The organism is Bifidobacterium aerophilum, from assembly GCF_010667685.1.
Taxonomy (GTDB): Bacteria; Actinomycetota; Actinomycetes; order Actinomycetales; family Bifidobacteriaceae; genus Bifidobacterium; species Bifidobacterium aerophilum.
On the sequence record NZ_WHZW01000001.1, the window covers coordinates 80,881 to 94,134 of the forward strand.

The following is a 13,254-nucleotide window of genomic DNA, read 5'->3' on the forward strand; positions in this document are numbered from 1 at the left end:
TAGTTCCCCGACAAGCGCCGTTCAGGCCGCCATATGCCTGAAACTGCGGGCGCTTCGTCTTTGTCAGCATGCCCGCAATATGACATGCATATACGCAAATTTCAGATTTTAGCACAGCATCAGAATAACGACAAGCGCGGCGAGTCTTCGGCCGCGCAAGCCGTCCGATACCCACCGTCCGGCCGTGCGAGCGCGGAGACGAGACGTCGTACGGCCGGATGCCGGCGCGGGCACGACGACTCAACGCAACGGCTTACGCGAACACGCGGAACGACCGCGGATCGTCGTCACGCACGGCGATGTCCGTGACGGCGACATGGGCGACGCGCGAGAACCGCGGACCTGACTGCAGGCAGGCCATGAACCGTTCCACGTCGGCGCGCGCACCCTGCGCCTCGGCTTCGACCGATCCGTCGTAGCGGTTGCGCACCCAGCCGGTCACGCCGATCGCGCGCGCCTTGGTCACGGCGAAGTAGCGGAATCCCACACCCTGCACCAGTCCGGTGACAATGGCATGAACGCGGACGATATCGTCCGAAGCAATCGAGGACCGGTCTGTCGCGCCCATGCCCGCACTCACTTCCGGCGGTTGGCGAGCGGCTCGCCGTGCGCGTAGCGGCGGACGTTGTCGAGCGCGATCGCGATGATGCGACGTTCGGTGACGGCCAGATGGTTGCCGCCGGCGACATGCGGGGTGATCAGGCAGTGCGGCTCCTTCCACAACGGGCTGTCGGCGGGCAGTGGTTCCGGTTCGGTGACGTCGAGACCGGCGCCGTGCAGCTGGTCCTCGGCCAGCGCACGGGCCAGCGCGCGCGGATCGATGGCGGTGCCGCGACCGGCGTTGAGCAGCACGGCGGTGGATTTCATGAGCGTGAGGCGACGCCCGTCGATGAGGTGATGGGTGTCGGGCGAGGCGGGCACGGCCATGGCCACGACGTCGGCGTCGGGCAGCAGCGCGTCCAGTTCGTCGAACCCGTGCATCTCGTCGAGGCCGTCGGCCGGACGGGACGGATCGCGTCGCACGCCGAGCGTATGCGCGCCCACGGCCTTGCACAGCGTCGCGAAATGCGAGCCGATGTCGCCGGTGCCGATCACCAGCACCGTGGCGCCCGCCGGGGAGAGCGCCCGCCCGAGGTCGTGCCAGCGGTTGTCGTTCTGCTGACGGGCGTACATCGGGATGTTCTTCATGAGCGACCACATCATCGCGAACAGGTGCTCGGCGACGGACTGCCCGTAGGCGCCGGTCGCGTTCGTGACCTGCGTCCGCTCCCCCAGCACGCCGGGCGCGAGGTACGGGTCGACGCCGGCGCTCCAGGTCTGCAGCCATTCGAGGTTCGGATAGTGCGCGCAGTCGGCTGGCGAGATGTTGCCGATCACCGCCGTGGCCGATTCGCGCAGGCTCTCCGGCACGACGGCCTTCCAGCCCATCATGCCGCGCTGTGCGGCCACGCCCGTGAATTCCTGTCGCACGTCGGTGCCGTCCGTCGCGTCGCGAAACGCCCGCCGTTCCTCGTCGGTCAGCGGCAGGCAGTTGATGATCATCCTGTTCATACGGCCCATTGTATGACCGCCGACGGGGGCCGCGCCGCCGGGCGGCGTCCTTCGCGGACATGGAAAAGGCCGTGGCTCGGCGGGACGGATGGTTCCGTCGCCGGGTCACGGCCTCATGCGCGGACGGCAGATGCCGTCGGACTACTTGGCGCGCACGGACGGCGCGTCGCCGTCGTCGCCTTTGGTCTCGTTGGCGGTGAGCATCGCCTCGGTGATCTGCCGGTAGAGCGTCTCGTAGCCGCCGGGCGTGGCGCTCGGCAGCACGACGGTCTTCGCGTTCTTCGACTCGGACAGCGAGCGCATCACGTCGAGGTACTGGTTGAACAGCACGACGTTGTTCACGTCGTTGATGTTCATGCCCACGGCCTGCAGGCTCTTGATCTGGTCGACGATGCCGTTGGCGATCTCGCGGCGGTAGTTCGCCTGGCCCTCGCCCTGCAGGCGGGTCTTCTCGGCCTCGGCGGCGGCCTGCGTCTCGATCTGGATGCGCTGGGCTTCGGCGCGCTGACGGGTGGCTTCCTTCTCGCGCTGGGCGGCGTTGATGGAGTCCATCGCATTCTTGACCTGCGGGCTCGGATCGATCGCGGTGATCAGGGTCTTGACGACGGTGAAGCCGAAGCGCGCCATCTCGTTGCCGACGGTCTTCTGCACGTCGAACGCGACGTCGTCCTTGCGGGCGAACGCGTCGTCCAGGGTCAGAGCCGGGATCGCGGAGCGCAGCGCGTCCTCCATGTAGGAGCGCAGCTGGCCGGCCGGGTCGCGCAGCTCATAGTATGCGGTGGCCACGTTCTCGGCGTTCACGCGGAACTGCGTGGAGGCGACGACGGTGACGAACACGTTGTCGAGCGTCTTGGTCTCGAGCTGCACGTTGAGCTGGCTGACGCGCATGTTGGTCTTGGTGGCGATGCGGTCCACGAACGGGATGCGTGCGTGGATGCCGGCGAACTGCACCTTGTGGAATTTGCCGAAGCGTTCGATGATGTACGCCTGCTGCTGCGGTACGACGAAGATCGCGGCGCTCAGCAGGGCGATGACGATGATTACCACCACGGCCGTGACGATGAGCGGCATGGTATCCCCTTCCATTCAGGCCGGCGCCGCCTTCGACGCCGGTTCCCGCCTTCCATCCTATCAGCGTGCGATGCGAACCGCCCGGATCATCGTCTGTTCGACCGGAGGGCGACGGCGCTCACTCGCCGAGTCGGGCGAGCGCGCGCACGGCGAGCGTGGCAAGCAGGTCGGCGCCGTCGGCGAGCGCGTCGAGCTTCGCCCAGAAGGTCGGTCCGTGCATCGGGCGGTCGCCGTTGCCGACGCCGATGTGGATGAACGTTCCGGGCGAGCGCTGCAGATAATAGGAGAAGTCCTCGCCGCCGAGCGTGGGCACCGGCGGCTCGACGTTCAGTCCCAGATCGGTTGCGGTGGTCGCGGCGAGCGCGGACCACGCGGGGTCGTTGACGACGGACGGCGAGCCGTATTCCCATTCGAATTCGACGTCGGCCCCGTAGGCCGCGGCGATGCCGTCGACGATGGATCGCAGCCGGTCGTGGATGACCGTGCGGTCGTCGGGGTAGGCGGTGCGGGCGGTGCCTTCGAGGAACGCGTCAGGTGCGATGACGTTCCATGTGCTGCCGGATTCGACGTGGGTGACGGTGACGACGCGCGGATGGGTGGGGTCGACGTCCTGTCCGGCGATCGACTGGATGCCGTCGATGAGCGCGGCGAGCGTGCGGATCGGGTTGATGCCGCCGTGCGGACGGGCGGCGTGCGTGCCCTTGCCGTGGATGCGCACGCGGAACTTGTCGACCGCTCCGGAGTCGGGGCCGGCGCCGATGAGGACCGTTCCGGGTTCGGCGGCGTTCGTGTCGTGCACGCCGAAGTACGCCTCCACGTCGTCGAGGATGCCGGTGTCGAGCACGCTCACGGCTCCGGTGGGCGTGTCCTTGGTCGCGGCGACCTCTTCGGCGGGCTGGAAGATCACCTTGATGGCGCCGGCGAACGCGTCACGTCGCGATTGCAGCAGCAGGGCCGCGCCAAGCGCCGTGGTGAGGTTGTAGTCATGGCCGCAGCCGTGCAGCCAGCCGGGGTTGAGCGAGGCGTAGGGCACGCCGGTGTCCTCGGTGATCGGCAGCGCGTCGATGTCGCCGCGGATGGCGACGACATGGCCGGTTCCGGGGGCGTCCGCCGCGCCCGGAATATCCGATGTGCCGGCGGCCTCGCTGCCGATCCGATCATCCGTGTCATCCGTACCATCTGTCACCGCGCCGACGATCCGTGCCACCAAGCCGGTTTCCAGTCCGGAATCGAGGATCTCGATGCCGTGTTCCTCGAGAATCCGCCGGATATGCGCGGTCGTCTCGTATTCGCGGTACGAGGGTTCGGGATGCTGGTGGAACCAGCGGTAGTAGGTTTCCAGTTCCCGTTGCAGCGCGGTGTCGGCCATGGTCTGTCCCCTTCTGTGACATGCCCGATGCCTCGGGCACCCCTCAACGTTCCGTATCCACTCAACACCGCGGTTCCCTGTGCCACGCCGTCCCTCGCATACGAAAAATCTATACCGTCTTGCAACCGGTTCGGCATGGGCAGTCCGCGGGCTCCAAGAACGGTCGCGCTGACGGAATCTTGGCGCAACTATTCCGGGGAATAACCCCACTCGGCCTGAATTTGTTGCGCTGACGATATCTCAGCGCAACAAATTCCGACCGAAGCCGCTCTTTTCCGAGAATTGTTGCGCCGGCTACGGCTCAGCCAACGATGTTCGGAGATGGCCCCTTATTTCCGAAATTCGTTGCGCCGCCAAAGATGCGACGCAGGCGATCCCGATTGGCGAGAGCGAGACGAACGACTGAGGTCCCGATCCCCATCCGCCGGTACAGGCTCGGGTTGTAGCAGGTTATCGGTTTTTGCGAACGCCACGCCACGGTCGGGTGCATCGCATTCTGATAGGTTCGGTCTTGTCATATGGACGTCCTGTTGGTTGTGCGACGTCCGGACGGGGGTTTCACGACGAAAATGACGGAATGGGAGGCGGTCATGCGCGCTCATGTGCGGGTTGACACGGATGAACTGTCGGCCTTTCTGACGGCCGTGTTCGTCGCCCGTGGCTTCAAGGCCGACGATGCGGCGTTCATCGCGGATTCGCTGATCGACGCGGACCGGCACGGCATCGCCTCGCATGGCGTGCAGCGCATGGCCATGTACGATCACAAGCTGCGCCACGGCATGATCGACCCCGCGGCCCGCGCTACACTCGTGCGCGATGACCGGGCCGGCGCGGTGCTGGACGGCCACAGCGGCATGGGGCAATTGGTCTCGCGCGACGCGATGCGACTGGCGATCGCCAAGGCTCGCGAACATGGCATCGGCATCGTGGCGGTGCGCGATTCGAACCATTTCGGCACGGCCGGATTCTACGCGCGCATGGCCGCCGACGAAGGGCTGATCGGCTGGGCGAGCACGAACAGCAATCCGCTGACGGTGCCCACGCACTCCGGCACGCCCGCGCTCGGCAGCAATCCGATCGCGTTCGCGGTGGGCCGCGGCGACGACCGGATCGTGTACGACGCGGCGACCAGCACCGTCTCGCTCGGCAAGATCGAAGTCCTGGAGAAGATCGGGGAGCCGATTCCCGGGGACTGGGCGGTCAATGATGACGGCAGCGTGGAACACGATGCGGCCCGCGCGATGGACAACGTGCGCGCGACGCCGCGTACCGGAGGACTGACCCCGCTGGGAGGCGCGGGCGAGACCAACGCCGGGTACAAGGGGTATGGCCTGGCGTTGGTCGTGGAGATCCTGACCGGCGTGCTGTCGGGCGGCCTGCTGTCATTGGACATGAAGGGACAGCATATCTGCCATTGCTTCGCGGCGATCGATCCGGCCGTGTTCGGCGGCGCCGACGCGGTCGCGGACCGCGTGGCCGATCTGGCGCGACGACTGCGATCCCTGCCGTCGGTCGACGGCCACGACGTGCTGGTTCCCGGCGACAAGGAACGTGCCGCGGCACGAGTCAACCGAACCGACGTGCCGATCGATCAGGCGACGTTCGACCAGCTGGCCGTCATCGCGCGGCGGACCGGTGTGGCCGCGTTGCACGCCGGAACCTGAGAACGCGGCGCACGAATCGCACGAGCATCGGCAACGTAACGGCAACCACACGCATCAACACGAATCATCAATCCAACCATCACCAGTCATCCGGGAGCATCCTATGAGCGAACCAACCGACAACACATCGCAGCGGACCGCGGAAGCCGGATTCGACCCGGCGAACGCGGTCATTCCGCAGCTGCGCACGCTCACCACATCGATCATCCGTTCGTTCGACGCCGAAACGTCGACGATTCCGGGCATTCTCAAGCTCACGCTGGGCGAACCGGACTTCGCCACTCCGCAGTTCATCAAGGACGCGGCGGTCGATTCCCTCGCCCGCAATCGCACGCACTACGCGCCGAACGCCGGCACACCCGGCCTGCGTCAGGCGATCAGCGGCTATCTGGCGCGCCGGCGCAACCTGCAATATGCGCCGGAGGACATCATCGTGACCGAAGGCGCGAGCGAGGCAGTCAGCAGCGCACTGACCGCGCTGCTGCATCCGGGCGCGGCGCTGCTGTACACGGTTCCCGGGTTCGGCCTGTACGCGAACATGGCCAAGCTCACCGGCGCCGACCAGATCGAGATCGACACGACCGGCACCGGGTTCGTGCTCACGCCGGAGGCGCTGGAGGACGCGCTGCGATCCGTCGCCGGGCGTGACGCGGTGCTCGTGCTCAACTCGCCGAACAATCCGACGGGCGTGACGTACACGGCCGATCAGCTGCGCGCACTGGCCGACGTGGTCGAACGATACGACGTGACCATGCTCAGCGACGAGGTGTATGCGGAGATCAGCTACGAGACGCGGCCCGCGCCGTCGATCGCATTGTTCGCGCCGGATCGCACCGTCGTGGTCGACAGCACGTCGAAGACATACGCGATGACCGGATGGCGGCTCGGCTTCCTCGCCGCGCCGCACGAGCTGGCCGGGTTCATCGCGAAAGTGCACCAGATCCACGTGTCCACGGCGGCGATGTTCACGATGGACGCGGCGCAGGTCGCCTACGAGAAGGGCGACGAGTCGATCGACCGGATGGTCGCCGAATACCGTCGCCGCCGCGATTTCCTGGTGGACGGGCTGACCGGGCTCGGATACCGGACCGCGAACCCGACCGGATCGTTCTTCCTGTACGTGGCCGTGCCCGACGGGTTCGACGGATCCAGCTTCGACTATGCGCGGCTGCTGGCCCGTGAGGCGAAGGTCGCCGGCGTGCCGGGCGAGGCGTTCACCAGCCGGCCGTCGCGGTATTTCCGGTTCAGCTACGCGGCGAGCCTCGACACGTTGCGGGAAGCGGTCGCGCGCATCGCGGCGTTCCGCGACAGGGCTTGAGGCGATTGCTTCCTCACCCCCGGTCAGCTTCGCTGACAGCTCTCCCGAAGGGGAGCCAAGGGAAAATGACTCGGAACGACAATTCCCTCCCTCATTCACTTATCCGTTTTCGATTAGGAAAGACACCACGCACATGACTTCGATCGCCTTCTACCACACCATCGACGAGGAACTGCCGTTCGCCCAGCAGTGGGCCGCCGAACACGGCGTGCACGTCGAATGCTTCCCGTTCGAGCTGCACGAGGACACGCTGCACACCGTCGAAGGCTTCGACGGCATCTCCTACAAGCAGCGCAGCGCCCCGAGCGCCGACCCCGACTTCTACCGCCGTCTCGCCGGCTACGGCATCCGTCAGATCGCCATCCGTTCCGCCGGCTACGACACCATCGACCTTGCCGCCGCGGCCCGCAACGGCATCCGCGTCACCAACGTGCCGTCCTACTCCCCCACCGCCGTGGCCGAGCTCACGCTCACGCACATCATGCGCCTCATCCGCCACGTCCCGCAGTTCGACGCGCGCGCCAAGCGCCACGACTTCTCCGTCCACGGCCTGATCTCGCGCGAGATCAGCGAACTGACCATCGGCATCATCGGCGTGGGCCGCATCGGCTCGACCGTCGCGCGCATCTTCCACGCGCTCGGCGCGACCGTGCTCGGCAACGACATCGCCGAAAACCACGATCTCGACGGCATCCTCACGTGGGTGAGCAAGGACGAGCTGCTCGCGCGGGCCGACGTCGTGACCATGCACACGTATCTCGACGCGACCACGAGGCACCTGATGAACGCCGAACGGTTCGCGCACATGAAGCCGACCGCGTACTTCGTCAACAACTCGCGCGGCGGCGTGGTCGACACGCCCGCGCTCATCGACGCGCTCGAGCGGGGCGTGATCGCCGGCGCGGCCATCGACGTGCTCGAAAGCGAGGCGAAGCTGTTCGGCAACGAGCTCGACCCCGACCAGCCGACCGGCAACGAGTACTACGACAGGCTCAACGCGATGGACAACGTGATCATCACGCCGCACATCGCGTTCTTCACCGACATCGCGGTCAAAAACATGGCCCAGCAGTCGCTGGACGACGCGCTGGCGATCATCACCGGCGGCACCAGCCCGCACGAGATCGCACCGTACGACAACCTGGCGCGCGCGAAGTGAGAATGGGATCGCGCTTCGCGCGATGCTGTGTTTCCGGCGGCTTCGCCGCGTACCCCACCCGGCGCTTCGCGCCATCCTCCCCTGAGAGGGGAGGAAAGAAGCAGGGATAAATTTACTCCCCCTCTTAAGGAGGAAAGCGAATTGCCTCTCCCTCCCCTCTTAGGGGAGGATGCCCGACGCAGGTCGGGCGGGTGGGGTACCGCGGCGAAGCCGCTAACAACACAGCATCGTACGCACGACAGTGCGTACGATCCCATACCAATACGCGATAACAAGCATCACAACCAGCAAAAGAGAGGAACAAGAATGACCAACTGGCAGGACGAAAACGTCCATATCCGCCGCATGACCCCGGAGGACTACGACGAGGCGTACGCGCTGTGGGAACGCACCCCCGGCATGCACCTGCAGTCGCTGAACAACACGTACGGCGGCATCGCGCTGCTGATCTCAAAGAACCCCGACAGCTGCCTCGCGGCCACGGACGGCGACGGCAAGATCGTCGCCACCGTGCTCGGCGCGACCGACGGACGCAAGGGCTACCTGTACCACGTCGCCGTGGACGAGCAGTGGCGCGGGCACGGCATCGGCACCACGCTCATCAACCGCGTTCAGGACGTGTTCAAGGCCAACGGCATCGTCAAGGTCGGCATCCTCGTCCTGGTCGACAACGTCAACGGCCAGGAGTTCTGGAAGCACCAGGGATGGAAGACCCGTCCCGACGTGATCTACTTCGACCACGACCTGTGACCGATCCGCACAACAGGGCGGCAGTTGCTGTGAGCGCTCACAACAACTGCCGCCCTTTTGTAACCGGTCATAAGCAACGCCGATAAACGACCCGCCGCGTCGCACCGTCTCCCCGGCTAGTCTCGACAATCGTTGGGACTTATTTGAAATTTCATAGCCAGAGAAGGAGGACGCTGCCCGATGGCGAAACCCATCATCGAGATCACGAATCTCAACAAGACATACACCACGGCGAACGGTCCGTACACGGCGCTCAAGGACGTCAGCCTCACCATCGACGAAGGATCCATCTTCGGCATCATCGGCCTGAGCGGCGCCGGCAAATCCACACTGGTACGCTGCCTCAACGGCCTCGAATCCACCACCGGCGGCCAGCTCACGGTCCTCGGCAAGAACGTGCCCGATCTCAAGCCCACCGAACTGCGCGAACTGCGCAAATCAATCGGCATGGTCTTCCAGCAATACAACCTCATGCCGTCACGCACCGTAGAAAACAACGTCGCCCTGCCGCTGCGCAAATCGAACCTGAACCGCGAACAGAAAAAGGCACGCGTCACCGAACTGCTCCAGCTCGTCGGACTCGAATCCCAGGCGAAGAAATACCCGTCGCAGCTCTCCGGCGGCCAGCAGCAGCGCGTCGCCATCGCCCGCGCGCTCGCCAACCACCCGCAGATCCTGCTGCTCGACGAGGCCACGAGCGCGCTCGACCCGGACACCACGAAAACGATCCTCGAACTGGTCGAACGGCTCAACAGGCAGCTGCACCTGACCATCATCGTGGTCACGCATCAGATGGACGTCGTCAAGCAGATCTGCACCGACGTGGCCGTCATCGACAAGGGCACCATCGTCGAACAGGGCGACGCGTTCGCCGTGTTCTCCGATCCGAAGGCCGACCTGACCCGCCGCTTCGTTTCCAACTCGACCGGCCTGAGCCGCATCTACGAGCTGATAGCCAAGCGTTCGCCGATTCTCAAAACCGCGGCCGGCGAGCGGCTCATCCACATGCAGTACGTGGACAAGACCGTGTCGGAAGGCCTGGTGTCGATCATCTCGACGAAATTCGACCTGACGGTCAACATCCTGTTCGCCTCGCTCGACATCGTCGACGGCTACCCGCTCGGCAGCATCGTCGCGAAATACAAGGGCAGCGACGAGCAAATCGACCAGGCGCTCGAGTTCCTGAAGGGCAAGGGCATCCGCACCACGCTGATCGAGCCGGGCGACGTGGCGGCCGCCGAAAGCGACGCCGACGAGACGACCGACGTCCGGGCCGCGGCCGCAAACCACACCGCACATGAGAAGGAGGACGCGCGATGAGCATCCTGAACACCCTGTTCCCGGACGTGATGGAGAATCCGGACGTCTTCGTGGAGTCGCTGATCCAGACGTTGCAGATGTTCTTCACCGCCGCGCCGTTCTGGTTCGTGCTCGGCCTGTTCTTCGGCATGGTCCTGTGCGTGACGAAGAAGGGGGGCCTGCTGGAGAACCGGCCGGTGTTCGAGTTTCTCGACAAGCTCGTCAACCTGTGCCGTTCGATCCCGTTCGTCATCATGATCGCCCTGCTGTTCCCGCTCACGCGACTGATCTCGGGCACGGCCATCGGCGTGGAAGGCGCGATCTTCCCGCTGATCGTCGGCATCACGCCGTTCTTCTCGCGTCAGGTCGAGTCCGTGTTCAACGGCCTGAACCCGACGCTCATCGAATCGGCGCAGTCGATGGGATTCGGGCCGCTGTCGATTATCTGGCACGTGTACCTGCGCGAGAGCATCGCGGGACTGGCTCGCGTGACCACCATCACCTGCATCAGCTTCAACTCCGAGATCGCCGTCATCGGCGCGATCGGCGCCGGCGGTCTCGGCGACTACGCCAACCGCTACGGCTTCGAACGCAACCAGCTCGACGTGACCGTGGCGGCCGTGATCGCGTTGCTGATCTTCATCACCATCATCCAAACCATCGGAACGTTCATCGGGAGGAAGAATGAACACTAGATTTACTCGAACCGGAATCGGAAAGGCCCTGCGCGCCGGACTGGCCATCGTGTCCGCGCTCGGCATGCTCGTCACCGCCGCCGCGTGCGGTTCGACCGACGCGAACGGCGTGACCACGCTGAAGGTGGCCCTGACCACCTCGACCGACGACCCGCTGTGGGACCAGGTCAACAAGAACCTCGAGAAGGAAGGCGCGAAGGTCCGCGTCAAGACCGTGCCGATGAAGAGCGCCGTGCTCGGCAACCAGGCGCTGTCCGCGGGCGACGTCGACCTGAGCGCGCAGCAGCACTACGCGTTCCTGAACGGCGAGATCAAGGAGAAGGGCTACAAGTTCACGGTGATCGGCGAGGCGTACATCAGCCCGCTGAACATCTACTCCGAGAACATCAAGGACGTCTCCGAGCTCAAGGACGGCGACAAGATCCTGATCCCGAACGACGTCACCAACGGCGGCCGCGCGCTCATCGTGCTGCAGGAGGCCGGCGTGCTCAAGATCGACCCGAAGAAGAACGATCCGGCGAACGGCGTGTACCCGGCCGAGGAGGACATCACGTCCAACCCGAAGAACATCGAGCTGGTGCCGACCGACCGCAACATGATCATGAGCTCGCTCAAGGACGCGGCCGCGGGCATCGCGAACGCGAACGCGGTGGTCGATTACGGCAAGAGCCCGGAGAAGGATTCGATCTTCAAGATCAACCCGGACCCGAGCAAGGCGATCAACAAGCCGTGGATCAACGTGATCGTGGCGCGCACCGAGGATAAGGACAAGGACATCTACAAGGAGGTCATCAAGGCCTACCATCAGGACAACGTGCGCGAGCTGATGGAGAACGAGTCCAAGGGCGCCGAGATCCCGACCTGGTGATCTTTGCCGTTACCGGGCCTCGGGGATATGCGATCGTAGCATATCCCCTTTTTCATGCGCTATCGTCGCGCAGGCAGCGCAACCGTGATATGAGAACGGCCGAAACCATGATCACGAGGACTCGGCACGGCTCTCATCACGGAGCCGATATTTTCGCAAAGCATGCCTCATTTGTCGCACTTTCGATATTTCCCGAATTATCGCCGGGTGTGACAGCTGGTTTTGTCGCACCACGACAAAAAACGACCGTATGCAATCGGTGCGCCAATTTCCATGTCACGGGATCGTTGCAATATCAACGATCTCCATGCTTCATTCCGGTTCTTGCATATCGTCGTTTGTCTCACCGGCCCTCATATGACGTTTTCGGCAAGGTGTGACAGACGACATGCAGCAGCAACCGGTATGGCCCATGCGACGGATACGCGAACCAATCCCGGCATACAAATCGATCCGGCACAACGACAAACGCGTCACACGATCACACCGGCAACACAAAAAGGGCTGGCCAAGCCAGCCCTGAGCAAACCGCTGTAGAACACCGCGAGCCGGTCAATCGAGCAGATACCGTGATGTACGTCTCCCCGATCGACATGAGTCCGGCATGGCAACGCGCGCGGCGTGCCGGCCGGTTCAGCGTTCCGCGACGATGGCCACGTAGTTGCCCTTGGTGAATCCCTCGATCGGCTCCTCGACCTCGTCCTTCTGGTAGGGCGGGTTGGCGAGCACGGTCTGGAAGTAGCGGACGTTCGTGAAGCCGATGCGCGTGAGCAGGTTCGCGTACCAAGTGATCGGATGCCAGTTCGGCTTGTACGCGTGCGTGTTGAGATTGAAGAACGTGGTGCCGGCGAGCAGGTCGTCGATGTCGTTGCGGTCGATGTCGTACTTTTGCGCGAGCTTCAGAATGATGCCGAGCGCGCTTTCCTCCGGCACGTCGGTGAGCACCAGTCGGCCGCCTTCGGCGAGCACGTCACGGTTGCGCGCAAACGTCGCCTCGATCTCGTCGTCGGGGATGAAGCCGAAGCTGGATCCGTTGTAGACGATCGTGTCGTAGGGTGCGCCGGCGTAGTCGTAGTCCTGCGCGGTGCTTTGCACGACGTTGAGGCCCTTGCTGCGCGCCTCCTGGCCGAGGCTGGCGGACGGTTCGACCGCTTCGGCGACCTCAATGCCGTAGCGCGAGCGCAGCAGCGTCTCGAAGATGCCCGAGCCGATGCCGATGGACAGGATCTTGCCCGGATCCTTGGTGGTGAGCGCCCGGTGCAGCAGCCTGAGGCGCGATTCGTAGATGTTGGGCCGCGCCTTCCAGGTGTCGTCCAGAATGCGGCCGTTGTCCTGATAGCGGTCGAAGTAGGCTTCCCCCATGATGGTTCCCCTTACGTGAGTGTCGTTGTCGGTGTGTGGTTCGGTGAATGTGACGTGGTGACTTTGCGTCCCCTCAGTCAGCTTCCGCCGACGGTTCCCCTGACAAGGGGAAGCAAAGCCGTTATGCCTTGTTCGAAGCTGTGCCTCA

The 13,254-nt window shown here is 64.6% G+C and carries 12 protein-coding genes; 7 read left to right on the forward strand and 5 right to left on the reverse strand.

Features of this window, described 5'->3' with window-relative positions; translation table 11 throughout:
* Positions 1–253: 253 nt before the first annotated feature.
* From GFD25_RS00270 to GFD25_RS00285, 4 genes are all read right to left on the reverse strand, one after another.
* Positions 254–568 carry an acylphosphatase gene (locus GFD25_RS00270; RefSeq protein WP_163228774.1) on the reverse strand — a complete coding sequence of 105 codons (315 nt, stop codon included), beginning with the start codon at positions 566–568 and terminating at the stop codon, positions 254–256.
* 8 nt (positions 569–576) lie between these two features.
* Entirely contained in the window at positions 577–1,560 is a 984-nt protein-coding gene (locus tag GFD25_RS00275; RefSeq protein ID WP_163228776.1) for a D-2-hydroxyacid dehydrogenase, read from the reverse strand.
* Between the two features lie 132 nt (positions 1,561–1,692).
* The gene (locus tag GFD25_RS00280) at positions 1,693–2,622 is read right to left on the reverse strand and encodes an SPFH domain-containing protein (RefSeq protein WP_163228778.1); all 930 of its coding nucleotides are present in this window, start codon (positions 2,620–2,622) and stop codon (positions 1,693–1,695) included.
* Positions 2,623–2,740: 118 nt separating this feature from the next.
* On the reverse strand, positions 2,741–3,991 hold the full coding sequence (locus GFD25_RS00285) for an amidohydrolase (protein WP_163228780.1): 1,251 nt from the start codon (positions 3,989–3,991) through the stop codon (positions 2,741–2,743).
* A 590-nt stretch (positions 3,992–4,581) separates the two neighbouring features.
* Here GFD25_RS00285 and GFD25_RS00290 point away from each other — a divergent pair.
* The 7 genes from GFD25_RS00290 to GFD25_RS00320 all read left to right on the forward strand — a co-directional run bounded on the left by GFD25_RS00290 (position 4,582) and on the right by GFD25_RS00320 (position 11,744).
* Complete coding sequence (locus tag GFD25_RS00290; protein WP_163228782.1) at positions 4,582–5,655, forward strand: Ldh family oxidoreductase; 1,074 nt, start codon at positions 4,582–4,584, stop codon at positions 5,653–5,655.
* A 103-nt stretch (positions 5,656–5,758) separates the two neighbouring features.
* Positions 5,759–6,973: a pyridoxal phosphate-dependent aminotransferase gene (locus tag GFD25_RS00295; RefSeq protein ID WP_163228784.1), complete on the forward strand. Its 1,215-nt coding sequence runs from the start codon at positions 5,759–5,761 to the stop codon at positions 6,971–6,973.
* A gap of 133 nt (positions 6,974–7,106) precedes the next feature.
* Entirely contained in the window at positions 7,107–8,132 is a 1,026-nt protein-coding gene (locus GFD25_RS00300) for a D-2-hydroxyacid dehydrogenase (protein ID WP_163228786.1), read from the forward strand.
* Positions 8,133–8,438: 306 nt separating this feature from the next.
* A complete protein-coding gene (locus GFD25_RS00305; protein ID WP_163228788.1) occupies positions 8,439–8,882 on the forward strand; it encodes a GNAT family N-acetyltransferase in 444 nt (147 codons plus the stop codon).
* A gap of 180 nt (positions 8,883–9,062) precedes the next feature.
* The gene (locus tag GFD25_RS00310; protein ID WP_204314715.1) at positions 9,063–10,202 is read left to right on the forward strand and encodes a methionine ABC transporter ATP-binding protein; all 1,140 of its coding nucleotides are present in this window, start codon (positions 9,063–9,065) and stop codon (positions 10,200–10,202) included.
* Entirely contained in the window at positions 10,199–10,876 is a 678-nt protein-coding gene (locus GFD25_RS00315) for a methionine ABC transporter permease (protein WP_163228790.1), read from the forward strand. Before GFD25_RS00310 ends, GFD25_RS00315 begins: the two co-directional genes overlap by 4 nt.
* Positions 10,866–11,744, forward strand: coding sequence for a MetQ/NlpA family ABC transporter substrate-binding protein (locus GFD25_RS00320; protein WP_163228792.1), 879 nt, complete (start codon positions 10,866–10,868; stop codon positions 11,742–11,744). Before GFD25_RS00315 ends, GFD25_RS00320 begins: the two co-directional genes overlap by 11 nt.
* A 633-nt stretch (positions 11,745–12,377) precedes the next feature.
* Here GFD25_RS00320 and GFD25_RS00325 read toward each other — a convergent pair.
* A complete protein-coding gene (locus GFD25_RS00325; RefSeq protein WP_163228794.1) occupies positions 12,378–13,106 on the reverse strand; it encodes a class I SAM-dependent methyltransferase in 729 nt (242 codons plus the stop codon).
* Positions 13,107–13,254: the final 148 nt, after the last annotated feature.